This window comes from Pontibacillus sp. ABV4_188, from assembly GCF_056311905.1.
In genome coordinates, this window is the sequence record NZ_CM149975.1 from 3730631 (window position 1) to 3757350 (window position 26720).

Here is a 26720-nt window from a genome sequence, read left to right on the forward strand (position 1 = left end):
ACAGTTCAAAAGGTAAAGGGCACTCTTTACCTTTTTACACTTTATACACAGACCAACACGTGATTTCGTTGACTCGGAGGAACATTATGCGTATTCTACTCGCAACAGTATTCAATTACCCCCACACCGGGGGACTTTCAACACATATGACAACGTTACAATCAGGGCTTAGAGCTTTAGGACATGACGTGGAGACGCTGTCCTTTAGTGACCTGCCTTATTATAAGCAACAACTCTTCGCAAAAGGGCCTAGTTTCTTTATGAACCGGATGTCTCCTGGGAAGGGTATTTTACTTGGACATAAATTGCGCCAGAACATGCTGAAGGAAATGATTAAGAAAAAGCATGAGCAAAACCCCTATGATCTCGTGAACGCCCAGGATATATACGCCACGTTCGCATCCCTTGAGGCCGGTGTGAATACCGTTACAACGGTTCATGGTTACATGACGTTTGAGGCCATTAGCCGCGGATCGATTAAGTCAGACAGCGAAGAAGCAAAAGTTCTACAGCTGAAGGAAACGGAAGCCTATCAGAAAACACGACAGGTTATCACGGTAGACTACCGCATCCGCAACTATGTCCGTGACCTTGCTGGTGTAGAAGGGATTCGCGTCCACAATTTCATCGACGTCGACCAATTCCTTCCACAAACCGATCGCAAGCAAGAACTGCGTCTCAAGTTCGGTTTTAAAGAAGAGGACAAACTCATCTTTATCCCGCGCCGTTTAACGAAGAAAAACGGGGTCATCTACCCTGCGAAGTCTCTATCTCTCATTCAGCAAACGTTCCCCACTGCCAAAATCATTTATGCCGGGAGCGGCGAGGAAGAACAAGCTGTTAGAGACGCAGCGAAATCCGGTGGCACAGAAAGCGATGTTCACTTTCTCGGTGACATTCCTCATGAGATTATGAAAGACTATTACGCCATGAGCGACATCACCATCATCCCATCTGTCCACTCAGCAGGAGTCGAAGAAGCCACATCCATCTCAGCCCTCGAGGCCATGGGCAGCGGCGTACCCGTCATCGCTTCTAAAGTAGGCGGACTAAAAGAAATTATCGAACACGGCGAAAACGGCTTACTCGTACCCGAGAAAAACACCCAAGCCCTCGCCGATGCCGTCATTAATCTACTATCCAATCCGTCGTTCGGAGACCGCATCGCGTTACAAGCTCGGCTAAAAATCGAACAAGAATATTCTCACGTATCAGCCGCCACATCCTACTCAAGCATTTACGAAAAGATATTGCAGTACGCTTAAGTGGATAGATGACTTAATGAGGGTAGGGCCTTTACGTTTAATGAGTGGTCGGGGTGTCTGGGGAACGACTCGCTTTCCGCAGGCGAGCTGTCGAGCCTCCTCACTCACTTCGTTCGCTCCGGGGTCTCGTCGACCTCTTTCTCCTGCAGGAGTCTCCTCGTTCCCCAGACACCCCAGGCTATTTTTTTGTTAAAGGCCCGGCTGTTTAAGGTACATTGGAGTATTTACGGCTCTTTACTAAAAAGCGTCTTATCCTTAAGTTCTTAAGAACGCTCCTTTTCTAGGGGGCCCGTCTCCCACGTTTGACTGAGGGGAGGAGGGAGTTGCGAGACTCCTATGGAAGAACGGACCTTCGAGACCCCACAGCGAAGCGAGGAGGCTCGAAGGTTCGTCCATGGAAAGCGAGTAACTCCCTCCTCCCCGGCTCGCTCATTTAGCGACGGGCTCCAAGCGTTGAAAAACAAGTATATGAAGAAAGAAGAAGGTATTCAACATGTCTGGATTAAAGAAAACCGCAATCTGGATTACGATGCTATCACTATTGTTGAAATTACTAGGGTTTGTAAGGGAGAGCATGATGGCCAGAGAATTTGGTGTAAGCGAAAGCACCGACGGCTTCTTGCTTTCCTTTACTTTTGTCACGCTCATTTTAGCGCTGATTGCAAACGGATTTAATTCCGTTTTCTTACCCCATTACGTGAAGCATCGTAAGTCAGATGTAAAGAAAGCTGAACGAAATGCGAACAGCATATTAAACTATACGACGATCTTTTTCCTAGTCGGATCGGTGGCAGCGTATTTCCTTGCTCCTTATATCGTTCCGTTCTTATACGGGGATCGGTCTGAGTTAACGTTAGATATTACGATTGAACTGACGCAAGTGTTCTTTATCTTTATGGTCGTGATCGCTTTAAGTGGTGTGCTCGAGTCTTATTTACAAGCACGACGCATCTTCGTTCCAACACAGATCTCAAAGATTATGGGAACACTTATGGCCACGCTCTTCCTGGTCTTCTTCGCCGATCTGTGGGGGATTTACAGTATGGCCTACGGGTTTGTGTTTGGTACGTTCCTTGGTGTTGTGATTCAGTTTGTATCCTTGAAGCGAGGCGGATTCAAATGGATGCCGAGCTTAAAGTTTGATGATGAATTTGGGCGTAATTTCTTAATCTTACTAGCCCCTGCCCTCCTTCACTCATCCGTCGGTCACATTAACGTGTTCGTGAACAAAATGTTCGCCGCTCGTATTGATACAGGAGCAACGACGTATTTGAACAACGCATCGCTCCTCATGAGTATCCCGAGCACGATCTTCACAACAACGATTGTTGCGATTATCTTTACATTGTTATCCGAACAAGCTCAGCAGAAAGAAAAGTTCAAAAATACCCTGTATATGGGATACCAAATCGGAATGATGACCCTATTACCGATTGCAGTCGGGACATTCCTCGTTGGTAAAGCGGCGATCTCCTTTATTTATGAAGGTGGTAAATTCACGCCAGAAGATACAGCGAATACGTATTACGTGCTGCAACTATACATTCCGATCATCCTGACACAAGGTCTCCTTGTTATTGGAGTGAAGGGATTATACGCCCAGGAAAAAACGAAAAAGTTACTAAGCATCAGCTCAACAACGATTATCTTAAACGCTGTTCTGAACTACGTCTTCATTCAGCCGATGGGCTACCCAGGACTTGCGTTATCAAGCTCAGTAGTCGCGGTGTATTACGTATCAGCCGTTACGTATGCGGTGTATCAGGATTATGATAAGAGCGAATTGATGAAGGTTCCAGCGCTGTTCTTTAAAGTGTTGATTCCTACGATGATCATGGCGATTCCGATTTACTTGATTCAAGCATTTACAGATATTGAGTCGCTTTATGCCCTTTGGGAACTAGTGATTCTTATTCCAGTTGGGGTTGTCTTTTATGTAGTTGGTCTGTATATCTTCTACCGCGAAGGCTTCAGCCAGCTCATGCGCCTAGTGCGCGATCGCAAAAGTATGAAGCAAGGCTAATATATGCACTATGCACCTCCCGCTTATGCGGGAGGTGTTTTTGTTTGCTATGGATGGGAGTAAGATGGGCCGTTGCTTTAGTTGAGTGGATGGGGTGTCTGGGGAACGACTCGCTTTCCGCGGGCGAGCTGTCGAGCCTCCTCGGGAAGACCACCCTGCGGGGTCTCGTCGACCTCTTTCTCCCGCAGGAGTCTCCCCGTTCCCCAGACACCCCGTGCTATTGTTTGGATTAACGGCCTGGAAGCTCTCATACGGCGGAGGTTATAGCCACATAACCACCATCTATGGCATGTTTCCGTTTCCCTTATATGGCAAAGGTGGTTCGGGAAATTGCGAGACTCCTGCGGCAGGAGGAGCCTAGGGGAGACCCCGGAAAGCGCGTAGCGATTGAGGAGGCTTCCCAGCTCGCCGCGGAAAGCGAGTGATTTCCCGAACCACCTTACTCTCAATTACAGCAAACGGAAACATTCTCCCAGCTTCCATAAATGAAAAGGACAGGCCTATTCGGCCTGTCCTTTTTTGGTTAGGATTCTGATTTTGCTGCTTTTTTGTTGCCTCTACTAAACAGACGAACAATGCGCTGTGAGAGGTCGTCGAAGTACGTGTAGACAACTGGAATGAGCAGGAGTGTGAAGAAGCTTGAGACGGTGAGTCCGAATATGATCGTAATCGCCATCGGCTGCTGGGCTTCTGCTCCTTGCCCTAGTCCTAGTGCTAGAGGAATCATCCCGAGTACGGTTGTGAGTGTGGTCATTAAAATCGGACGTAGTCGGCTTGGTCCTGCTTCTAAAATGGCTTCGTAGCGGTCGACGCCTTTTCGTCTGACGATGTTAATGTAATCCACCAGCACAATCGCGTTGTTTACAACAATCCCGGCGAGCATAATGACCCCTATGATGGCTGGTACACTGATTGGTTTATCTGTAATGTACAGCCCGCCTAGTACTCCGATAATGGTCGCTGGCATGGAGAACATAATGACAAATGGGTACAGGAAGTTCTCAAATTGCACGGCCATTACGGCGTAGACTAGGAAAATCGAGAAGATCAAGGCTAAAGCAAGGTCTCCGAATGAGTCGGCCATGTCTTCTGCCTGACCGCCAATGGAGTAGGAATAGCCTTCAGGGAAGTTAATCCGTTCAAGTTCTGCACGGATATCTTCTGTGATACTTCCGAGGTCGCGATTGACGATCTCACTTGAGACGTTGACTTGCTTTTGTTGATTTTCTCGAAGCAATGTTGCTGGTCCTTGAACTTGTTCAAGCTCAGCCACTGTTGCTAGTGGAATCATATCGCCGGTACCGGTTTGAATTTTCATGGATTCTAAGTCACTAATGGTACGGCGTTCTTCGTCAGGAAGAATGATGCGAACATCAACTTCGTCACCTGCTTCCCGGAATCTAGTAGCGGTTTGTCCACTAAAGCCAAGCTGTACCTGACTCATCACTTGCTGATAGGAAAGGCCGTATTGAGCCGCTTCATCTCGGTCTACATTGACCTGGATTTCTGGGCGTCCTTCTGATGCAGATGATTCAGGATTGTGAACCCCTTCTACCTGATCGATCGTCCAGACGATTTGATCAGCAAGCTCTCGCAGGACTTCATATTCTTCACCGTTCAGCTGAATCTGAACAGGTGATCCGCCGCCAAGTCCTGCAGACATTTCACTAACGGTAATCTCAGCTCCGACTATATCGGAGAGGTCTTCATCAATTTGCTGCATCACGGTAGACGTTGTTCTCTCCCTGTCTTCTGGCGGGATAAGCTGAATGGTATAAGAGGCTTCGTTTGAAGTGGATGAAAATCCTTCAAACCCTCCTCCACCGATGCTTAAGTAATTCGATGAAATGAGCTCTTCATATGGCTCTAATTTTTCATCAATTTGTTTTGTAATCGATTCGGTTCCTTGTAGTGATGTGCCAGATGGGGCTTCAACGGTTACCTCGATCTGACCTTGATCAGAAGGTGGGATGAACTCTGTTCCAAGTTGCGGTACAAGGAATCCGCTCCCCACAATGGCTAGAATCGTGACAATGACGGTGATTAAGCGATGTCTCAACACCCCTCTCAGCATGGAGCGATAGCCATTGTTGACCTTATCCAAGAATCGGTCGAACCAGTAGCGTCGGCCGTTATCTTTCATTGCTTTTGTTAATAGTTTCGATGACAGCATTGGTATAAGCGTAATCGAAACGATGAGTGAGGCAATCAGAGAGAACGACACGGTTAAGGCGAGTGGCGTAAATAGTTCTGATGCGATTCCTTCAACGAATACGATTGGCAAGAATACAACAAGTGTTGTCGTTGTGGATGCAATAACGGCTGGGGCTAATTCTGATGCCCCTTCTTTCGCTGCTTCTTTTAACGAATAGCCTTGCTGCCTGTAGGCGACTATATTTTCTAAAATAACGATCGAACTGTCGACCATCATCCCGATACCAAGGGCGAGCCCTCCCATCGTTAAAACGTTCAAGGTGTTGCCTGTGAAGTACATAAGCGTGAACGTGGATATGATTGCAATTGGAATGGATATTCCAATAACAATCGTTGCGCGCACACTTTTCAGGAATAAAAGCAAGATGAGCACAGAGAATAGGCCACCGAGAATAATGTTTTGTACAACAGATCGGATCGACTGTTTAATGAAGGTGGACGTGTCAAAGACGACATCCATGCTTACATCGCTCGGTAAGTCCTCCTCAACGTCATCCATCGCTGCTGCTACATTGTTGGCCACTTCAACCGTGTTCCCGTCTGATTTCTTTAAGACAGACAACACAACAGAGGACTCTCCGTTAACACGGGAAATGGTTGTGACGTCTTTGAAAGTATCTTCAACGGTCGTCACGTCTTGTAGTTCAAGTTGAGCACCTGTTGGCGATGTGATTATGGTTTCTCTCACGTCTTCGATCGACTCAAACTCACCTTGAATCCGTACTTGGAGGTCCTGATCACCCTTTTCAAGTACGCCGGCTGAGGTCGATTGGTTGGCAGCGTTAATGGCCTGAACGAGCGTCTGGCTATTTAAGCCGTACTGAGCCATCTCGGCACGGTTGATCTGCACTTGGACCTCACGGGTGCGTCCTCCTTCTATGCTGACAGAACCAACGCCGCCTTGTCGTTCAAAGTATGGGACAATGTTATCTTCTGCAATGCCTTGAAGGCTTGAAGCATCTTTACCAGATAGGCCGACCCACATGACTGGAATCTGTTGCGGGTCGAAGCGCAGAATGCTTGGGTCCCCCGCATCTTCTGGGAGGACGCTCTTAATCTGATCCACTTTCTCCCTGACGTCTAAAAGGGCATTGTCTAAGTTCGTTCCGTTCTCAAACATTAAGATGACAAGTGATGCGCCTGGCTGTGATTGAGACTGAACGGTATTAATTCCTTCTATTGAACTAACGGACGATTCGACGGGTCGGCTAATGAGCTTCTCCACTTCCTGAGGAGCGGCGTCTGGATAGCTGGTCGAAACGACTGCGATAGGGAGATCAATTTCTGGATAGAGGTCAATCGTCAAGTTTCTAAGGGAAACAAACCCTAGAGCGACAATCGCCACGACGATCATAAATACGCCAACAGGCCGTTTGACGGAGGTTTCGACGAGTTTCACTAGTCTACCTCCTTCATGATACGGATCTTGTTGTCATCAGACAGAGTCAGCTGCCCTTTTGTAACGACTTGATCTCCTTCCGTTACGTCGCCTTTGATCGCTGTTAAATCAGATTGTGCTCGTACTACTTCAACAGCTACTTTCATCGCGCGCTCTTCTTCAATGACATACACATAGGTTTCTGTATTTTCCTCCACGACAGCAGAGGTCGGAACGAGGATATGATCAGATACCGTCATCTCTGGCAGTTGCAGTTTCGCCATCATGCCAGGTTTAATGTTCCCATCTGCATTCGTAACCGTTGCTTCAACTGGATACAAACCGCTGTCATTTGTTACAGACGAAATATAGGATACTTTAGAAGTCACATCTTTCTCTAGTGAACTCACATAAGCAGGGATCTCCTGGTCTTTTTCAAAAAGAGAGAGTTCTTTGGCCGTAACGGCGACTTGCAAGTTAATAGGACTAATGGCCACGATCGTGGCAAATGGCTGTTGGCCTGACACCATGTCTCCTACTTCGCCGTTTACAGAAGTGACTTCTCCTGAAACGGTGGCTACAATTGCTGCGTTATTCAGTTGCCCTCTTGTTTGTTCAAGCTGTGCCTGGGCTTGTTGGACCTGTAACTGTGCCTGCTCGACACTCACTTCAGCACTTTCAACTTGAGACTTTGCCTGATTCACACCAGATTGAGCTTGTTGCACCGCTTGTTTGGCAGCTTCTTTTGCGAGTCCTGAAAGTCCTTCTTGCTGTTCTTTCGCATCTTCTAGTTGTGCTCGTGCACTCACGAGGGCTTCTTCTGCTGAGTTACGCTGGCTGCGTGCTGCTTCGAGCTGCTTCTCTGCTGATTGGACCGAGATTTCTTGAACGCGAATTTGATCGTTTACGTTTGATGCGCTCACGCGACCAATAACATCCCCTCTTTGTACGGTGTCCCCTTTTGAGACATTCACTTCGACTAGTTCACCCGTCGACTTTGGCAAAATTGGAGCGTTCTTACTCGGAACCGCTCGTCCAAATACTTCTCGCTCAACGACGAGGTCGCCTTGACTTACTTGCGCCACCTCTACTGGCGTGACTTGTTCTACCTCTGACGCTGTGTCTTCTGTTGAATCGTCTGAGCATGCTCCCATTACGAGTGTAAGTACAGCAAACGCCCCGGCTAATACTTTCTTGTTCATTCTTCTCGTACTCCCCTCTGTTGTCTCTTACAATAAGGAAATGTTCAGGTGATCGGCAATCTCCTGGCAGTCCTGCTCCATTTCCGGCAGGTTTTTAAAGTGGGCAAGCATGCCCTGAATTACGACTCTTTCAGGCTTCTCTTTGTTTGCCTCTGCTTCAATAATGTCAAGTGCGTGTGTCAGTTCGTCGATGCGTGTTTTATGTAGGGATTGCCTGGCTACTTTTTCTTTCATGTCCCTAAGCTGGTCCTGGACGGTTCGTTCTTCCGACGGAGTGCTTACCCCCATCGAAATCGATTCCACTTGATCTCTTGAAATTTGCGGAGCATCCGACTCTTCCATCATGCCTTTTATAGCATCGTCAACGCGTCGCACGATGAAGTGAGCCAAACGTTCTGAATCTAGCGGCAAATTATCAATAACGAGCCATTTGAAATAGCTCTGCATCATGCCTTCAAGCAAGATCGATGCATCGACGATCTTTGGCATTAAGGCATCACCATATATGTTAAGTAGGTTGTCATTACTCCACTTGAACGTTTGATTGCGCATTTCCATCATAAAGCTATTGGCTTCTGATTTAATATCGACGTTATCTCGCATGTGCATAATGATAAATTCTTTATTACTTTGAAAGGCTTCGATATAGACTTGAACCTGTCTGGCTAGCGATTCCTTAGGCGATAAGTCAAGCTTACGAACCTCAGCAACTCGTTCTACGAGATCATTATAATAATAGTGATGAATTTGTAAGGTCAGGTCTTCTTTTGAACTGAAATGTAAGTAAAAAGCTCCTTTTGAGACCCCACTTTGGTCAGCGATTTGTTGTATGGATGTCGAATGGAAGCCCTTTGTTGCGAATAGCTTCATTCCGGTTTCAATGATGCGTTGTTTCTTTTCATTCATGTGCCTCATCCTCTCTGCCTCTAGCATACCATCCCATGTCGGGGTATGATAGAGGTTCGGGCATGACTGGTCAGTCATGCCATGGATACTATACTATATTCGAGGTGATTTTACAATACCTTCCACCGTTCGAGGGCGTATTGTGATGGTCTTTTTTAGTATGTGCGGTCCGTACACCCTTTAACGCCAGGGCAGGCTTGGGGACTGCGAGACTCCCGCGGGGTGAGGAGCCTAGGTAAGACCCCGGACTGAGCGTCAGCGAAGGAGGAGGCTTACCAGCTCCCCGCAGGAAAGCGAGTGGTCCCCAAGCCTGCCCTTGCACTTTTATGGCACGGACCTTCAGCCGCATAAAAAAGAAAAGCCTGCTAGGGGCAGGCTTTTCTAGGACTTTAAGTATAAGGGGCGGGAGAAGGTGGCGATGGCGAGGCCGGTTAGTTGCATTTGTCGCTTGATGGAGTAGCCTGATGTGGCAATATCCATGATCGACTCATCTGTGAAGACCACTTTACTCCCCCCTTCTCCTTTATTCTCTTCATATTGCTTAACGTGGTAGAACGAGATCCAGCCACAGTACATATTTCTGGGGGACATTGTTGGAAACATAAACGTCCCTTCACTCGGGTTTACAGGTATCGGAAGCTTACTTTTCGTTTGTAGTATCTTCTCCATCGCTAACTGTCTCCCAACAAACGTGGAACCGCCTGTTAAACAGGACTCGGATATGATCTGTTTAGGCGTTTTTGTACAATAGATCACACGGTTTGGTTCAAGGATTTTAGATAGGCGCGTTGGATGGAGATTAGAGAAGACACCCATTGTATTTGCATTAATTATATAATCCTCTCTTATTTCTTCCCCCATTACTTCCTCCTTATAGAATATTTTTACATTTATGTGATTATATTATACCGGAATAAAGGTTCATTTTTTAGAATTTTTTGTTAAATTTACAAAAAATTTTATTTATCTAGTATTTTAGATCCATTTTCTGGTCGTTTTAGTTCTTTATCTGATATAATTTAAACACCATTTATTGGGAGGGATTGCTGACATGGGGGAGATGCATCCTGCCATTGGTACATACGGTGTGAAGCTTCAGGCCAATCTTTCATTGATCGACCAAGCGTTAACTCGTATGGAGACAAAAGGCTCTGAGGAAGTGAAGATGGTGGAGGAATCGCTACGCGAGCCCGAACACCCAACCCTCGGCGCCGTTATTGACACGAAAGCGTAGGCGTCCGTTCAGCAACGTATAGACTGGACTGAACCCGAGTAGAGATCAAGGAAACACGGTGAGCGCTAGCGAATCGATGTTGACTGATTGACCGGAGGTGAGGGAAGTCTACTAGTTGCTGGGCGCCGGGAATGGAAAAACCACTACCTTTAAGGTAGTGGTTTCTTCTATTATTCGTTCATATCTTCATCTGTGTTGTTTGTTTCGCCTTCTTTATCGCCTTGCTGCATGTTTTCATCTTCTTTTTCCATGTTATCTTCTTCGTTTTGGTTCTCTTCTTCATTCATATCTTCATCATTTTCCATTTCATCTTTCTTCTGCTCTTCTTCCATTTGCTCTTCATCTTGCTGTTGCTCTTCTTGTTGCTGCTGTTCCTCTTCAGGCGTCTCTTCTTCTGTATCACCACAAGCCGCCATCAGTGAAAGCGCCAGCGCCGAAGCACCTAGTTTAAATAACCAACTCTTCTTCATGTTCATTCCTCCTAAGTATAGTAGACGCTCCTGAGCAGAAGCTCTGCCAGAAGGGTCATTGTACTATTTGTTAGAATGAGCGTATTTTGGAAAAGTATGCATCGATTTTTACACTTTTTGGGTTTTATTTTAAAGTAGCTGAGAGAATGTTTCCGTTTGCTAGGGGGTGGCTGGGGAACGGGGAGACTCCTGCGGGAGAAAGAGGTCGACGAGACCCCGGACTGAACGTAGTGAAGGAGGAGGCTCGACAGCTCGCCCGCGGAAAGCGAGTCGTTCCCCAGCCACCCCCAACCACTCATTAACAGTAACGGCCCAGCGATGCACAAAACGCCCCAGAGTCTCAACTCTGGGGCGTTTTGGATTAGTCTTCTTTGTCGCCTAGGGCGAACATGATTTCAGCTTCACACACCGTTTCACCTTCGATGGTTTTGGCTGTGGCTTTTCCTTTGCCGATGCTTGCTTTAGCACGGATGATTTCCACTTCTAGCACGAGCGTGTCTCCTGGGCGGACTTGGCGTTTGAAACGACATTTGTCGATGCCTGTGAAGAATGCAAGGCGACCTTGATTTTCTTCTTTTTTCAGCATCGCCACTGCGCCCACTTGAGCAAGGGCTTCTACAATTAAAACGCCTGGCATGACGTTATAGCTTGGGAAGTGGCCTTGGAAGAAGGGTTCGTTTGCCGTTACGTTCTTTTTCCCGACAGCACGTTTGCCTTCTTCTAGTTCTGTAATCTGATCAACTAGAAGGAAAGGGTAGCGGTGCGGGATGATGTCTTTAATTTGTTCGATATCTAGCATAGATAGGAAGCCTCCTATTCAGTTTTCGTTACGATATCTATAATATGTTGCCACGTTTCAAGTTTCAAGACGTTTGTTGGAGTTCCGTCTCCAATTACACCGTATCCAATCATTGCGCCACCGACTAGAGCAGCTGCACTGATGACCAGAACGACAATAATTCGCAACCAGATTGGAAAGATCCGACGACGATAGCGTTTTTTAGACTTCTTTTCTTTGTCTTGTTTTTTAACTTTATCGGTTTCTTTCGAAGCTTGGCTCTTCGACTGTTCTTGATTCTGTTGTTGTTTTTGAAGTTCGCGTCGTTCACCGCGACTGGTTGGCTCTGTTTGTTTCTTTTCTGGCATACCTACAGACTCCTTATCCATTCGTTTGGCGCTACTACGCGTTTAACGTAACTGGTTTACAAGTCCCATCATTTGGTCGCCCATGGCGATGGAACGACTGTTAAACTGATAAGCGCGTTGCATCGTTAGCATATCTGTCATTTGCTTTGACATATCTACGTTCGATGTTTCAAGTGCTCCCTGCTTTGTATTAATGTCTTGTGGAGCAACTGCTTGGACGATTTCATTTACTGGTATATCTTCTATTCCCTCTTGTGGAATACGAAACACATTTTGACCGGCAGCTTCTAATAAACGAGGGCGTTCTGCATTTACAATAGCTAAACGTCCCGCTTCAGTTTGCTCACCGTTTTGGGTAAGGAAAATGGAACCGTCTTTTCGTATCGTCATGTCATCAAACGTATCGTCTATCACAATGGGACCATCTTCACCAAGAACAGGATTCCCATTTGACGTTACAAGCATGACTTCTCCATCGTTTACTGGAGAGAATGCGAATGAACCGTCACGAGTATAACGGGTCTCCGTTTGTCCGTTAACGGTTGCTTGAACTTGAAATAGATGCTTCTCATCTTGCAGAGCTACATCTAAGGCACGGCCCGTTTCTTTAATGGAACCTTGAGATAGATCAATATCCGTATGAGCGAGTTTAGCACCTGAACCCATGCGCAGTCCATCGGGTGTTAAACGATTCGGATTTTCACCTTCATCCTCTAAATTGTCGATCTGTTGATAGAGAAGAGAGGCAAATTCGGAGTTCCGTGTTTTGTAACCTGGTGTTTCCATATTGGCTAAGTTATTTCCGATTAAATCAAGCTTCTGCTGAAGTTGCCCCATCGTGACAGCCGCTTGCATTGACGATCTTAGCATTTCTTGAGATCCCCCTAACGAACTCTCGCAATTTCATTTACAGCCTTGTCCATACTTTGGTCATAGGCTTTCAGTACTTTTTGATTCGTTTCGAAAAGACGGTAAGAGTTCATCATCTCTACCATTGTTTGAGAGGTATCGACGTTGGACCTCTCGAGGAAGTTTTGTTGAATCGAAAAGGCAACGCCATCTGTAGCGCGTGCACCTTGAACAGCCTGCCCCTCTTCTCCTTCAAATCGGAATAAGTTGCCGCCATCTTTCACCATTTGGTTCACGTCTGTCGTATATGTAATCCCGAGTGGTGTAGCTTGTCCACCCGCTTCGAGCACACCATCTTCTGTAACATTGAAATCCATACCACCAGTTTGAATATTGTTGCCGTTTGTATCAAGCACGTAGTTTCCAGCCTGAGTCGTTAGGAAACCTTGTCCATCCACGGTGAAATTCCCGTTCCGAGTGTAGCGCTGTTCGCCGTCTGGGCCTTGGACGGTAAAGAAAAGCCCTCCTGTCTCATCTGGGAGATTCCCGTTTACAAGTGCCATGTCGGAGAGGATTCCTGACTCTCTAATATCGCCTTGAGCAAAATCCGGAATCTCTTCTTGAACATATACGCCAGTGTTCATACTTCCGATATCCTGATTCACAGGTAGCTTGAGACCACCGGATTGCGTGGGGATCTCTTTGCTGCCCATTTTTTGCATTAATAGTTCTGGGAAAGCACGCATCGTTGACTGATCGGCCTTGTACCCAGGTGTTGTTGAGTTGGCTAAATTATTGGAGAGCGCTTCTTGCTGACGCTGTTGAGCGAGCATGGCTGAAGCTGCTGAATAGAATCCTCTTAACACGAGACTTGTCCTCCTTTAGGTTTAGACAATGTTGTTTTTCGGTAATTTATCGATGTTCTCAAGCATAATCCCTGTGCCTTTAGCTACACAGTTCATTGGCTCTTCTGCGACAAGAACAGGAACCTTCAGTTCTTCAGCTAGCAATTGGTCAAGCCCGTGAAGCATAGCACCACCGCCCGTTAGAATAACACCACGATCGATAATATCCGCAGATAGTTCAGGAGGAGTGCGTTCTAGCACTTGTTTAGCTGATTGAACGATAACGGTAACGGATTCTTTCAGCGCTCCCTCGATCTCTTCTGAGTACACTGTAATCGTGCGCGGAAGACCAGAAACCATATCACGTCCACGAATGTCGATCTGTTCTTTACGGGATCCAGAGAAGACCGTTGCGATATTCACCTTAATATCTTCTGCTGTACGCTCACCAATAAGAAGCTTGTAGTTTCGCTTGATGTATTGAAGGATCTCATGATCAAATTTATCTCCGGCCATTTTAATAGATGAGGCGGTGACTATGTCGCCCATAGATAGAACTGCGATATCTGTGGTCCCACCGCCGATATCTACTACCATATTACCGCTTGGTTGGAAGATGTCCATGCCGGCCCCAATTGCAGCAACTTTCGGCTCTTCTTCAAGAAGAACACGCTTCCCGCCACTCTTTTCAGCCGCTTCTTTAATAGCCTTTTGCTCAACTTTCGTTATGTTCGTCGGGCAGCAAATCAGCATACGAGGCTTAGACAAGAACCCTCGCACGTTAATCTTATTAATAAAGTGCTTAAGCATTGCTTCTGTTACGTCAAAGTCAGCAATAACCCCATCTTTCAATGGACGAATTGCTTCTATATTCCCAGGAGTACGTCCCACCATACGACGGGCTTCATCCCCCACTTCTAATACTTTACCACTGTTGCGATCCATCGCTACTACGGATGGTTCATTAAGTACGATACCTTTACCTTTTACGTGTATGAGTACGTTTGCCGTACCCAAGTCTATTCCGATATCTCTTGCAAACATGAGATATTGATCCTCCCTGCTCTTCTGATACTTCCGAAAACAGATTTCTTCTAATGATATATTTTATCACAAATTTCCACATTTTTAGTCATAATTAGAGAAAAAAGTTTCCATACCAAAAGAAATAGGTCTTTGGGAGGACCGCACTTTTATCCGGCCGTATTTGCCGGTTCTTCCTGACTTGATTTGGTTTTATACTTCTTCTTTGTCGCTTCCCCTCCACGAAGGTGACGAATTGCTTTATGATAATCCAGAATCCCTTTTACCTCGCTAGCTAGTTCAGGATTAATCTCCGGCAACCGCTCCGTCAAATCTTTGTGAACCGTACTCTTTGACACTCCAAATTCTTTCGCAATGACTCGGACGGTTTTCTTCGTCTCCACGATATATTTCCCAATCTTGATTGTTCGCTCTTTGATGTAATCGTGCACACCACTCGCCTCCTGATGATTGGATGTCAAAGGTGTGAAATGAGACAAGGCACTAGGTTATACGTATATGTTTAGTATGCAGCTTCTAAGATGTAGGCTCTTCTATGTGCGTTAAGGTAAACCCCTAAAGACTCTCACCCCAAACCTTTCTATAACTCGGTTTGTAACAGAATATGTTTCACAAAAACCCTTTATGCTTAAAACATCACAACGGACAAGGACTTTAGCCACATTTCTTTCACAAATCACCCAAAACCACCCCTTTAAAGCAAAAAAGCGTGCCAGACACCCTTTAGCGCGGTAATGCAGTGACGGGTGTCTGGCACGCTGCTGTTTGTTAACGTGTTAAAGACAAAACGAAACCGAACATCGGCGAGGGAACCGCCGATGTTCGGTTTCGTGGTTTGGCTATTGTACGATCTCCATATCGAGATTACTCATGGCTCGAAGCGGGAGTCTTGCGAAAAAGTAATGACTCTGTTCATTTACAAATCTAAAATAGGAATCTAACAGTATAGACTTGTCCTCTTTTGCAAGGCCCAGGTAATATAGCTGAAAAGGAGTAGGCTCTTGAATGCGTTCTAAAATACTGATCGCTCTATCTTTCTCCCCTCGAGCTATGGCCAGGTGAGCTATTTCTGAAGAGTCTAGTGTGGTAATCCCTTCAACTCTGCCGTTTTCTGCCGAGATGAATGGGATATTATTATTCTCTAATGCAAATTTGAGTGGACCAATATTATATTGTTCCGCAACCGCTTGCGCTTCCGCAATGTGATAAAACGCGGCGTCGTATCCTTCAAAGAGATAGGTAAGGGAAAGGGATGAATGAATCTTTCCTATTCTCTCTGGCGCAAGGTCTTCTTGAAGAAGTTTAAAGGCATATTTGCGAGCAATAATTAACTCGTTGTTCCTCCAGTGATAACGAAACAACAGATATTTATGACGTAAATCCAGATAGTCTTTCAAAAGAGAGGGCTCTAATTCACTCAATTTGTCTTTAAAACGATCTATGTATACAGCAAACATACTAAAGCGGTGAGAGTCAAAGTAAAGAATCGATTGAATTAAATCTACATAACATTCTTGTTCACCTGTTATCAATACTATTGAGTTTAAATGCTCGAAGGCTTCGGAAACATTTATTTTCTGTTGTTTATAATTCAGATAAACATCATACAACTGCCCCCATGATCGATCCATGATATCCGTAGATTGCTTGTTTTCGTTGATTAACCACTTCAGTTCAGTAAACAAGTCGTTAACGAATAGAAACTCCATCCCATGTTGACGCGTTTCGGGAGTCTTCCTTTCCAAACAGATTTCTTTAAGGATATGTAGTGCAGAATCTCTACCCTGAACCCTATACAACGTATTCTTTAACATATGTAAAGAAATATTTTTTGAAGACAGATCATTTATAATTGCTTTAGCAGTCACTGATATACCCCTCCATCCTGTACAAATTGCGACACCCGCTAACAAGGTCAAACTAAAATTACCAAATTTTCTAATTCATTTATACCCTTTCTACAAAACAAGAACTAAATCGACAAAACCTCCATATCAAGCACCTCTTTAGTGCTCTGCCGTACGATCGCGTGCCTGGCACCCTTTAGTGCTCTGCCGTATGAGCGCGTGTCTGGCACCCTTTAGTGTGGTAATGCAAAAAACCACCATGGAATGGTGGTTTTTTGGTGTTCTTTATGCGTTTGTCATAGAAATTGAGGATTCTTCGTCGTCTTGGTTTGGTTGTTCTGTTTCAGGTTGTTTGTCTTCGTCAGTGTCAGTGGATTCTCCATCCTCTTCACCTTCAGAACCGTCTTCAGTTTGACCTTGGTCTTCACCTTGATCTTGACCTTCGCCTTCGCCTTCTACCTCAGCGTCTCCTTCTTGATCCGCTTCAGCATCAGCGTCCGTTTGGTCGCTATCTTTAAGTTTGCTTAGTGGCTGGAAGAAGTAATCTTCTGGGTTAAGAGCTTGGTCGCCGTTGCGTACTTCAAAGTGTACGTGTAGGCCGCTTGCCTGACCTGCCAGACTACGTCCAGATGTTCCAATAACATCGTCTTGATTAACTTTAGCACCTACTTCTACAAGCACATCACCAAGACTCATGTAACGCGTTTTAATGTCATCTTCGTGAGTGATTTCGATGTATTTGCCATATAGCGCATCTTCTTTTACTTCCGTTACAGTTCCAGTTGCAGAAGCTACTACATCAAAAGATTCGCCATCTTCTCTTGCAATGTCAATTCCGTTACTTTGGTAAAATTTGTTGTTGAATTGAATGATGGCCTGTTCTTTCTCTTCGCTGCTGCTGTCATGATCGTAGAACTTTGTTTTAATGACAGCTTGGTCCTGGTTAAGAACTGGCATATTTAAGTTCTCTTTCAGGTCCATAACCGGTACGGAATTGTCATCCTCGTAAGAGTACTCAATGCCGCCTTCTTGTTGGCCTTCTTCAGGTTGTACGTTATCAACATCTGTGTTCATACTTTGGAAAACAAGTACTCCTGTCAAAATCAAAGCTGCAGCAACTAGATAAACACTTGGGAAAAACCATTTTTTGCGGAAAACACGCTTCCAATTGTTTTTTGAAACGCTTTTGTTTTCTTCCTCTCTCATTTCATCATCACCTCAGGAATCATTCTGATCAGAAAGAGGAAGAACTATACATTTTTTATAAAAAATTTTTTAAACTTATTTTTCGACAAACTGAAAATCTTATACGCTTTTTTTATTTGGCTGCCATTTTAGGCAAATAAGAATCCACTTCTTCTATCGCTACGCCTTTGTAAAAGTGGGTTACAATTTCCTTATAGGACTTACCCTCTTGTGCCATACCGTTTGCTCCGAATTGACTCATGCCTACACCATGGCCATAGCCTTTCGTCGTAAAAACGAAGTGACCGTCTTTATGTTCAACAGTGAAGTCAGAGGACTGAAGATCTAATGATTCTCTGATCTCTCTGCCTGTAAGTGTTTTGTCACCAATCGTTGCTTTTGAAATACGATTACTGTCTGTTTTCTCAACATTTGCTAAAACAGGCTGGGAGGAATCGATCGTTACGGCTAACAGCTTCTCTATCTGCGCTTCTGAGAATACCTTTTGATCTAAATACTTTGGCGAGGTTTCATCCCACGGACTTGCGACGCTCCGTAAATAAGGGATTTCATTTTGCCAGTAATCTTCAGAGTTTTCCGTTTGCCCGTTAGAGGTTGAGAAGAATGCAGCAAAAATCGGATCTCCTTCAAACGTTAAGATCTCACCCATGGTTTCTCCTACTGCTTGACGAATCTTAGGCATCTTCCATTCGTAATCTGCTCCCCATATTTGGCGCAGTTCTGCATCGTTCTTATAGACCTGATGCTGGACGGTGTCTGTCACGTCCGCTCCACCTTGTAGCGTCTCTTCTCCTTCTACAAGGTATCGTACAATATAGGTTCGTGCCGCCAGGGCTTGTGCCTTCAATGCTTCAAGTTCAAAGTCTGCTGGCATTTCAGAGGCTACTACACGCGAAACATACAGTTCGAGCGGCACCTCTTCAACTTGATTGGCTTGATTGCGAAGGACTGATACGACGAAAGCCGGGTTCCCCTCCAAATTGTACTCATCTGTTGCTTCAGTCGACGCTGGTTGGTCTGTGGCTACTTCCATCGGTTCATGTTGGATAAATGGTACGACAATTAACGTCGGGAGTACGAGGATCATAAGAATTAATCCACTTATGAATAAAAAACTCGGCCCCTTCCACATCTTCATTAAGAAGCCCCCTTTTCTAGTTACTCTACTATCTAATCTATACATATTTTGCCTTTAGTAGAACAACACCTATAAAAAAAGCTACAGGTTTTTGGGGTGACTTGGGCTACGGCTGAATATGGGGGAGTGACGATTTTGGCATGGAAAGATTGTTGAGAGGTACGGCCGAATTACGTGCGGGTACGGACAGTGTATGGGGGTGCACGGATGAATTGAGAGCGTGCATGAACTGTTTGCTGAGGAGCACGGATGGTTAGACAGATAAGGGTGGTCTACGGCAAAATCCATTGTGAGCCCGGCTAGATTGCACCAAAACATAGAACTACTTACCAAAATAAAAAGAGACTACCTCAACTTGTGAGGTAGTCTCTTAGCTATTTGATATCTAATTAAGACGATAAGGATGATTTAACGTCAGTTGCTGGATGGTCTTCTTCTTCATCAACTTCGTCATCAATGCGCTCAACATCTGCACCAAGGGCTACTAGTTTGTTTTCAAAGTCAACATAGCCACGGTCTAAGTGCTTCAGTTCTGTGACGCGAGTGTGACCGTCAGCTACTAAACCAGCCACAATAAGAGCAGCGGCTGCGCGAAGATCTGTAGCAGATACTTCTGCGCCTTGTAAGGATGAAGGGCCTTCTACAATAACAGAACGGCCTTCAATCTTCAAGTTCGCGTTCATGCGACGGAATTCTTCTACGTGCATGAAACGGTTCTCAAAGACTGTCTCTGTAATGACACTTGTGCCTTCTGCTTGCAGCATAAGGGCCATCATTTGTGACTGCATATCTGTTGGGAAGCCTGGATGCGGCATTGTCTTAAGGTCAACGGCTTTTAGCTTTTCAGGTCCAATAACACGCAGACCTTCGTCTTCCTCTTCGATAATGACACCCATTTCTTCCATTTTGGCCACAAGGGACCTTAGATGCTCTTGTTCAGCACCTTTTACGAGTACGTTTCCTTTCGTAATCGCAGCAGCAACCATAAATGTTCCTGCTTCAATACGGTCAGGAATAATGTTGTGCTCCGCGCCTACAAGTTTCTCAACACCTGTAATGCGGATTGTTTCTGTTCCTGCACCGATGACTTTTGCTCCCATCTTATTCAGATAGTTCGCTAAGTCAACGATTTCTGGCTCTTTGGCGCAGTTTTCAAGAACGGTTTTGCCTTCTGCTAAAGCAGCAGCCATCATCACGTTCTCTGTTGCACCGACACTCGGAACGTCAAAGTAAATACGGGCGCCTTGCAGACGGCCTTCGGTATACGCTTCAATGAAGCCGTTTCCGACATTTACTTTCGCTCCCATAGCTTCAAACCCTTTTAGGTGCTGATCAATTGGTCGAGAACCAATTGCACACCCTCCTGGTAGTGCTACTTTTGCATGCCCATAACGTGCTAATAATGGGCCTAATACAAGGACAGAAGCTCTCATCTTGCGAACATACTCAAACGGTGCTTCTGTTGTCAGCTCTTTTGATGCATCAATTGTAACAGTGTTGTTTTCTACATTTACGTCGGCATTCATATATCGTAAAACTTCACTAATTGTATGAACATCAGCAAGAGCGGGTACGTCTTTTAAGATACTTTTTCCTTCACTAGCGATTAAACCTGCTGCGATGACAGGCAGAACAGCATTCTTTGCACCTTCAACTTTTACAGTGCCTGTTAACTTGCTGCCACCGCGGACGATGATTTTTTCCAAGGTCATTCCCCTCCGCGTCCATTTTCTCTATATTAATATTCACTCGTTATTATCGGCGTTCCAAATATGAGGGTTGTCTTTGCGCCCATTCCTTGCCGAAGGGCATACTGAACATTCATCGCCCCATTGTCCGAGTAAGGAAGCGCCTGATTCCATTCATTTGTAAATCCGGTTACTGAAATAAAACCTGGTTCTGTTATTGTTTGTAGTTTTTCGATTTCTAGTCTTGTACTAAATTTTTCAAGCAGTAAAACACCATTCATTTTATCATTTTTATCCGCTTTCACACAAGTAAAAAATGTGGTATTTTCTTGAAAATAGGCAGTTTTCGTCTGATTAAGTCGACGACTCACGAACTTAGCTGTTTCTTCGTCCCATGTTTGGCCAGTCATTTTATAAATAATCTCGGCATAATGGTCTGCCTCTTTAGATACAATCACTATAAACTGTTCGGATTCAAGCAATGTTTTTTGATGGTTGTTTGCGACTATTTTTCTTGCAGTTTCTGTATCTTCCTTTGAAATGGTGAATTCTGATTGTGTTTCTTTTAGCTGTTTTATAAGGGTAGGAAGGTGATCCTCCTGAATTTGTTCCTTCATGACAATTTCCCAATGTGTCATTGAAAGCCCCTCTTCAGAAAGAAAGGTGGATATATCATGGAGTGGTTGCAATGGCGACTGGGCTCTCCCCCCAGCACTTATTTGAGAAACGTATGAGTTCAGTGTAACTGCCAATAAAATGACAATAAAAAATGGTTTCGTTTTGTTTAACATTACAACCTCTCCCCTTCTGAAAAAATCATATTTCCAGTATCAACAGGAGAGGGCCCAAACATACTTGAAACCCTTCGACAGTTCTCGAGAGAAAAACTGCCTCAATCGGCAGTTCTTCTTATAATAAAAACTTTAAATTCTGAGACCATTGCAAGTAATCTAAGAAGAAGTTACTTACAGCTGTTCCAATCGTAATCGTAAGGAACATCAGCAGCACTCGCGCTTCAAATATCCGTCCCTTCTTGATTATGCCATCTAAATTAATTGCTTGTAATAGACGCCACGTAATCAAAATAAAAACAATATGGGAAATCATGTTCGTAAGCGATTGATATCCTACTAAATCCATCTGTTGTCACACCCTTCAAGACCATTCAATGCTTCGTCATATAAACTGTGACATTCGCACTGATAATTGTCAATCCAGGGGCGCGACTAGGTATACCATTCCTCTTTCCAAAGCCCCCTAAACCTATTAGGCTCGAGAAAAGTTAATTCCCTTTTTTTACTATCGGGTGTTATGTTAAGATTTTGAAGTTTTTGGGATTTATTATATATGAGGCTGCCATATAACCACCATCATATGGAAGTCTTATAGGTGAGGGAATGTTTCCGTTATCTTGATTGTGCGTAAGGTGGTTCGGGAAATCACTCGCTTTCCGCGGCCCCACACGACGTGGGGTCGTTCGACGTTGTCACAGGACGTGACGGTCTTAGTCGAACTTCCTCTTTCCCTGATGAGGCTCCTACTGCCGCAGGAGTCTCGCAATTTCCCGAACCACCTTCTCCATATTAGGCTTAACGGAAACATGCTATAGTTGCATAGCCACATCCCTTGAGCTGCGGGGGCCGATTGAAAATTTTTGGCAGGGTTGTCTGGGGAACGGGGAGACTCCTGCGGGAGAAAGAGGTCGACGAGACCCCGCAGGGTGGTCTTCCCGAGGAGGCTCGACAGCTCGCCCGCGGAAAGCGAGTCGTTCCCCAGACAACCCGAGTGCACATATGAGTATCGGCCCCATCCTACCCCAATCATGGTAGGGACCCCTTTGAGAAATAGGAGGACAAGAAAAAAAGTCTTAAGCTAACATTTTGTCAGCTTAAGACTTTTCTAATAGATCTAATCGGTTGAGGGCACGTTTTAGTGCTAACTCGGCTCGGACTAGATCGACGTCATCTTGTTTGGAGTTTTTACGGCGTTCAGCACGTTCTTTCGCTTTGCGAGCACGTTCTACGTCGATGTCTGTTGGAGTTTCCGCTGATTGGGCAAGGATGGTTACCTTATCAGGGCGTACCTCTACAAAACCTCCGCTTACGGCAATCATCTCAGTGGATTTGCTACCTTTCAGGCGTACTGCACTGATTGCTAATGGTGCAACTAGTGGTATGTGCCCTGGCATAATCCCTAACTCGCCACTTTCCGCCTTACAACTTACCATCTCAAATGAGTCTTCTAAAACCGGGCCATCAGGAGTGACAACACTCACAGTTAGTGTGTTCAAGATTACCCCCCCTTTGGGCTGGAATGAAGCGGCATTTGTTTGTAACAGAATGCCGCTTTTTTATTATTGTTCCATTGATTTTGCTTTTTCAACTACATCTTCAATGCGTCCAACTAGGCGGAATGCGTCCTCTGGAAGGTCATCGTACTTACCGTCAAGGATCTCTTTGAATCCTTTAACAGTCTCAGCAACTGGCACGTAAGAACCTTTCTGACCTGTGAACTGCTCAGCAACGTGGAAGTTCTGAGACAAGAAGAACTGAATACGACGAGCACGGGATACCGTCATCTTATCTTCATCAGATAATTCGTCCATACCAAGGATCGCGATAATATCCTGAAGCTCTTTGTAACGCTGTAATGTACTTTGTACTTGACGTGCTACTTCATAGTGCTCTTCTCCAACAACAGCTGGATCAAGGGCACGAGATGTCGAAGCAAGTGGGTCTACGGCTGGGTAGATCCCTTGCTCAGAAAGCTTACGCTCAAGGTTTGTTGTCGCATCTAAGTGTGCGAACGTAGTGGCTGGTGCCGGGTCCGTGTAGTCATCGGCAGGTACGTAAATCGCCTGAATAGAGGTTACGGAACCTTTTTCAGTTGAAGTGATACGTTCCTGAAGTTGACCCATCTCTGTTGCTAGAGTTGGCTGGTAACCTACGGCTGATGGCATACGACCTAGTAGGGCGGATACCTCAAGACCACCTTGTGTGAAACGGAAAATGTTATCGATGAAGAATAGAACGTCCTGACCTTGCTCATCACGGAAGTACTCCGCCATTGTAAGACCAGAAAGCGCAACACGCATACGTGCACCAGGTGGTTCGTTCATCTGACCGAATACCATGGCTGTCTTCTTGATAACTCCTGAATCTGTCATTTCGTAGTAAAGGTCGTTTCCTTCACGAGTACGCTCTCCAACACCTGCGAAAACGGAAATACCACCGTGCTCCTGTGCGATGTTGTTGATTAACTCCTGAATTAATACGGTTTTACCTACACCGGCACCACCGAATAGACCGATCTTACCACCCTTGATGTAAGGAGCTAGTAAGTCTACTACTTTAATTCCTGTTTCAAGAATTTCTGTCTCTGTAGATAGTTGTTCAAAGGTTGGTGCCTCGCGGTGAATTGGGTCACGACGAATACCTTCTTGAAGAGGTTCGTCTAAATCAATTTTGTCACCTAATACGTTAAAGACACGTCCAAGTGTAACGTCACCTACTGGAACGGAGATTGGCGCACCTGTATCAACGACTCCTAGTCCACGAGTCAGACCTTCTGTAGAAGCCATCGCTACTGTACGAACCGCATTATCTCCAAGGTGAAGTGCTACTTCTAGCGTAAGGTCTACGCTACTTTCGGATTCATCTTTTGCTTCGTGATGGACCGTTAAGGCGTTATAGATCTCAGGCAAATGGCCATCTTCGAACTGAACGTCTACAACGGGTCCCATTACCTGTGTAATGCGTCCTTTACTCATGATTTCCCTCCTAACTTACTTTCACGTTCATCCAGGGCTCGCCTACTCTAAGGCTGCAGCTCCACCGACAATTTCGGTGATTTCCTGGGTGATGGATGCCTGACGTGCACGGTTGTAGGATAACGTAAGATCTCCGATAAGATCGTCCGCATTATCTGTTGCAGCTTTCATGGCTGTCATACGAGCAGCATGTTCACTGGCTTTACCGTCTAACAAGGCTCCGAAGATTAAACTTTCAGCGTATTGAGGAAGAAGTGACTTCAAGATTTGATCCTGGTCTGGCTCATACTCATATGAGCTTAGCTTCTTACCTTCTGTTGAGATATCTGTTAATGGAAGTAGTTTCGTTTCCGTTACTTCCTGCGTAATTGCACTTACATAATGGTTGTAGTAAATATACAGTTCATCAATAACGCCATCGGTATAGAGTTGGACTGCTTCGCTTGCAACATCTTTAATGTCAGCAAATGCTGGCTGGTCCGCCACTCCTGTAATCTCACGCTCAACTGGCATATTGCGTTTTGAGAAGAAATCACGACCTACACGTCCCATTGGAATGACTGTATATTCATCCTTTGAGCTATGTGTATCTTGAATCTTTTGATACACCTTACGAAGCACGCTACTGTTGTAAGCTCCTGCAAGACCACGGTCTGATGTAATCACAAGGTAACCCGTCTTCTTAACAGGGCGTGTGTTTAACATCGGGTGACTCACATCACCACCACCATTTGCAATAGAAGCTACAACTTCTTGAATCTTATCCATATAAGGATTGAACGACTTTGCATTTTGCTCAGCCCGATTCAGTTTAGAAGCTGAAACCATCTCCATCGCTTTTGTGATCTGCTTCGTTTTCTTCGTAGAACTGATCCGATTCTTTATATCTCTAAGGGATGCCACGCTGTTTCACCACCCTTTCTTCAAAGGTTGCTTATCTGATCTTTAAAGCAGCCAATCAGGCTACTTTAAAGACCGGTTAAATTATTATTCAGATACGACGAATGTCTTTTTAAAGCCTTCGATCGCGCTGTTGAAGTCTTCTTTTTCAGGAAGTTTACCTGTTGTGCGGATGTGCTCATAAAGTTCTGGATTGTTTTTGCCAATCCATGTTTGAAGTTCATCTTCAAAACGCTGGATGTTGTCAACTGGAATATCATCAAGATAGCCATTAACAAGTGCGTAAATGATCGCAACCTGCTTCTCAACAACAAGTGGTTTATGAAGACCCTGCTTCAGTACTTCTACCGTACGTTCACCACGGTTCAGTTTCGCTTGTGTTGCTTTATCAAGGTCGGAACCGAACTGGGCGAATGCTTCAAGCTCACGGAACGATGCAAGATCCAGACGAAGGGTACCTGCAACTTTCTTCATCGCTTTAATCTGGGCAGAACCACCAACTCGGGATACGGACTGACCAGCGTTAATGGCTGGGCGTACACCTGAGAAGAACAAGTCAGATTGTAAGAAGATCTGTCCATCTGTAATGGAAATTACGTTTGTAGGGATATAAGCTGAGATATCGCCTGCTTGTGTTTCGATAAATGGAAGGGCTGTTAATGAACCGCCACCTTTTGCATCACTAAGCTTCGCTGCACGCTCAAGTAAACGAGAGTGAAGGTAGAATACGTCACCAGGGAATGCTTCACGGCCTGGAGGACGACGAAGTAGCAAGGAAAGTTCACGGTATGCAGCCGCTTGTTTAGAAAGGTCATCATATACAACAAGAACGTTCTTACCGTTGTACATGAATTCTTCACCCATAGATACACCCGCATAAGGAGCAAGGTAAAGAAGTGGAGCTGGCTGTGAAGCACTTGCTGTTACAACGATTGTGTAATCTAGCGCTCCGTGCTTGCGAAGTGTTTCAACCGTACCACGTACTGTTGATTCCTTCTGACCAATCGCTACATAGATACAGATCATATCCTGATCTTTTTGGTTAATAATGGAGTCAACGGCAACCGTTGTTTTACCCGTTTGACGGTCTCCGATAATTAACTCACGCTGACCACGACCAATTGGTACAAGAGCGTCAATCGCTTTAATACCTGTTTGAAGTGGTTCGTCAACGGATTTACGATCCATAACACCTGGTGCTGGAGATTCGATCGGACGAGTCTTGCTTGTTTCAACTGGTCCTCTTCCGTCTACAGGTTGTCCAAGTGGGTTAACCACACGTCCTAGTAGTTCCTCCCCTACTGGTACCTGCATGATACGTCCAGTACGACGAACTTCGTCACCTTCACGAATTTCTGTGAATTCACCAAGGATAACGATACCGACGTTGTTTTCCTCAAGGTTCTGGGCCATACCCATAACGCCGTTTGCGAATTCAACGAGCTCACCAGACATGACGTTATCAAGGCCATGGGCACGAGCAATACCGTCACCAACCTGGATGACTGTACCTACATCGTTGACTTCAATTTCAGAATCATAATTTTCAATTTGCTGCTTAATCAGCGCACTGATCTCTTCAGCTTTGATGCTCAT

The 26720-nt window shown here is 45.2% G+C and carries 24 protein-coding genes; 3 read left to right on the forward strand and 21 right to left on the reverse strand.

The window, feature by feature from the left end; translation table 11 throughout:
- Positions 1-68: 68 nt before the first annotated feature.
- Positions 69-1265 carry a glycosyltransferase family 4 protein gene (locus tag ACYX4O_RS18795; protein WP_476353107.1) on the forward strand — a complete coding sequence of 399 codons (1197 nt, stop codon included), beginning with the start codon at positions 69-71 and terminating at the stop codon, positions 1263-1265.
- 493 nt (positions 1266-1758) lie between these two features.
- Positions 1759-3288: a murein biosynthesis integral membrane protein MurJ gene (gene murJ, locus ACYX4O_RS18800; RefSeq protein ID WP_476353108.1), complete on the forward strand. Its 1530-nt coding sequence runs from the start codon at positions 1759-1761 to the stop codon at positions 3286-3288.
- Positions 3289-3811: 523 nt separating this feature from the next.
- On the opposite strand, the gene ACYX4O_RS18805 is transcribed toward murJ, so the two are convergent.
- From ACYX4O_RS18805 to ACYX4O_RS18820, 4 genes are all read right to left on the reverse strand, one after another.
- Entirely contained in the window at positions 3812-6901 is a 3090-nt protein-coding gene (locus tag ACYX4O_RS18805) for an efflux RND transporter permease subunit (protein ID WP_476353109.1), read from the reverse strand.
- Positions 6901-8082, reverse strand: a complete 1182-nt coding sequence (locus tag ACYX4O_RS18810) for an efflux RND transporter periplasmic adaptor subunit (RefSeq protein WP_476353110.1) — start codon at positions 8080-8082, stop codon at positions 6901-6903. Before ACYX4O_RS18810 ends, ACYX4O_RS18805 begins: the two co-directional genes overlap by 1 nt.
- 27 nt (positions 8083-8109) lie before the next feature.
- Positions 8110-8988: a TetR/AcrR family transcriptional regulator gene (locus ACYX4O_RS18815; RefSeq protein ID WP_476353111.1), complete on the reverse strand. Its 879-nt coding sequence runs from the start codon at positions 8986-8988 to the stop codon at positions 8110-8112.
- Positions 8989-9369: 381 nt separating this feature from the next.
- On the reverse strand, positions 9370-9849 hold the full coding sequence (locus ACYX4O_RS18820) for a competence protein ComK (RefSeq protein WP_036779942.1): 480 nt from the start codon (positions 9847-9849) through the stop codon (positions 9370-9372).
- 190 nt (positions 9850-10039) lie between these two features.
- On the opposite strand from ACYX4O_RS18820, the gene ACYX4O_RS18825 reads away from it, so the two are divergent.
- Positions 10040-10222, forward strand: a complete 183-nt coding sequence (locus ACYX4O_RS18825; protein ID WP_476353113.1) for a hypothetical protein — start codon at positions 10040-10042, stop codon at positions 10220-10222.
- Between the two features lie 170 nt (positions 10223-10392).
- Here ACYX4O_RS18825 and ACYX4O_RS18830 read toward each other — a convergent pair whose 3' ends face one another.
- From ACYX4O_RS18830 to atpA, 17 genes are all read right to left on the reverse strand, one after another.
- Complete coding sequence (locus tag ACYX4O_RS18830) at positions 10393-10692, reverse strand: hypothetical protein (protein WP_476353115.1); 300 nt, start codon at positions 10690-10692, stop codon at positions 10393-10395.
- A gap of 361 nt (positions 10693-11053) precedes the next feature.
- Positions 11054-11491 carry a 3-hydroxyacyl-ACP dehydratase FabZ gene (gene fabZ, locus ACYX4O_RS18835; protein ID WP_036779945.1) on the reverse strand — a complete coding sequence of 146 codons (438 nt, stop codon included), beginning with the start codon at positions 11489-11491 and terminating at the stop codon, positions 11054-11056.
- Positions 11492-11505: 14 nt separating this feature from the next.
- Complete coding sequence (locus ACYX4O_RS18840) at positions 11506-11838, reverse strand: DNA-directed RNA polymerase subunit beta (protein ID WP_476353116.1); 333 nt, start codon at positions 11836-11838, stop codon at positions 11506-11508.
- 42 nt (positions 11839-11880) lie between these two features.
- A complete protein-coding gene (locus ACYX4O_RS18845; protein WP_476353118.1) occupies positions 11881-12708 on the reverse strand; it encodes a flagellar hook-basal body protein in 828 nt (275 codons plus the stop codon).
- Positions 12709-12722: 14 nt separating this feature from the next.
- Positions 12723-13553 carry a flagellar hook-basal body protein gene (locus ACYX4O_RS18850; RefSeq protein WP_476353120.1) on the reverse strand — a complete coding sequence of 277 codons (831 nt, stop codon included), beginning with the start codon at positions 13551-13553 and terminating at the stop codon, positions 12723-12725.
- 21 nt (positions 13554-13574) lie between these two features.
- Positions 13575-14576, reverse strand: coding sequence for a rod shape-determining protein MreB (gene mreB, locus ACYX4O_RS18855; RefSeq protein WP_476353122.1), 1002 nt, complete (start codon positions 14574-14576; stop codon positions 13575-13577).
- A gap of 149 nt (positions 14577-14725) precedes the next feature.
- Positions 14726-15007: a sporulation transcriptional regulator SpoIIID gene (gene spoIIID, locus ACYX4O_RS18860; protein WP_188650521.1), complete on the reverse strand. Its 282-nt coding sequence runs from the start codon at positions 15005-15007 to the stop codon at positions 14726-14728.
- 408 nt (positions 15008-15415) lie between these two features.
- Entirely contained in the window at positions 15416-16444 is a 1029-nt protein-coding gene (locus tag ACYX4O_RS18865) for an AimR family lysis-lysogeny pheromone receptor (RefSeq protein ID WP_476353124.1), read from the reverse strand.
- 264 nt (positions 16445-16708) lie between these two features.
- Positions 16709-17629 carry a peptidoglycan DD-metalloendopeptidase family protein gene (locus tag ACYX4O_RS18870; RefSeq protein ID WP_476353126.1) on the reverse strand — a complete coding sequence of 307 codons (921 nt, stop codon included), beginning with the start codon at positions 17627-17629 and terminating at the stop codon, positions 16709-16711.
- A 112-nt stretch (positions 17630-17741) separates the two neighbouring features.
- Positions 17742-18767 (reverse strand): stage II sporulation protein D, encoded by a 1026-nt coding sequence (spoIID, locus tag ACYX4O_RS18875; protein WP_476353128.1) that lies wholly within the window; start codon positions 18765-18767, stop codon positions 17742-17744.
- A gap of 389 nt (positions 18768-19156) precedes the next feature.
- The gene (gene murA / locus ACYX4O_RS18880; protein WP_476353130.1) at positions 19157-20473 is read right to left on the reverse strand and encodes a UDP-N-acetylglucosamine 1-carboxyvinyltransferase; all 1317 of its coding nucleotides are present in this window, start codon (positions 20471-20473) and stop codon (positions 19157-19159) included.
- Positions 20474-20505: 32 nt separating this feature from the next.
- Positions 20506-21246 (reverse strand): YwmB family TATA-box binding protein, encoded by a 741-nt coding sequence (locus tag ACYX4O_RS18885; protein ID WP_476353132.1) that lies wholly within the window; start codon positions 21244-21246, stop codon positions 20506-20508.
- Between the two features lie 118 nt (positions 21247-21364).
- A complete protein-coding gene (locus ACYX4O_RS18890; RefSeq protein WP_036779967.1) occupies positions 21365-21595 on the reverse strand; it encodes a DUF1146 family protein in 231 nt (76 codons plus the stop codon).
- A 748-nt stretch (positions 21596-22343) separates the two neighbouring features.
- The gene (locus ACYX4O_RS18895) at positions 22344-22745 is read right to left on the reverse strand and encodes a F0F1 ATP synthase subunit epsilon (protein WP_188650532.1); all 402 of its coding nucleotides are present in this window, start codon (positions 22743-22745) and stop codon (positions 22344-22346) included.
- Between the two features lie 63 nt (positions 22746-22808).
- Entirely contained in the window at positions 22809-24224 is a 1416-nt protein-coding gene (atpD, locus tag ACYX4O_RS18900) for a F0F1 ATP synthase subunit beta (RefSeq protein WP_476353134.1), read from the reverse strand.
- 42 nt (positions 24225-24266) lie between these two features.
- Entirely contained in the window at positions 24267-25127 is an 861-nt protein-coding gene (locus ACYX4O_RS18905) for a F0F1 ATP synthase subunit gamma (RefSeq protein ID WP_188650536.1), read from the reverse strand.
- 84 nt (positions 25128-25211) lie between these two features.
- A complete protein-coding gene (atpA, locus tag ACYX4O_RS18910; RefSeq protein ID WP_036779976.1) occupies positions 25212-26720 on the reverse strand; it encodes a F0F1 ATP synthase subunit alpha in 1509 nt (502 codons plus the stop codon).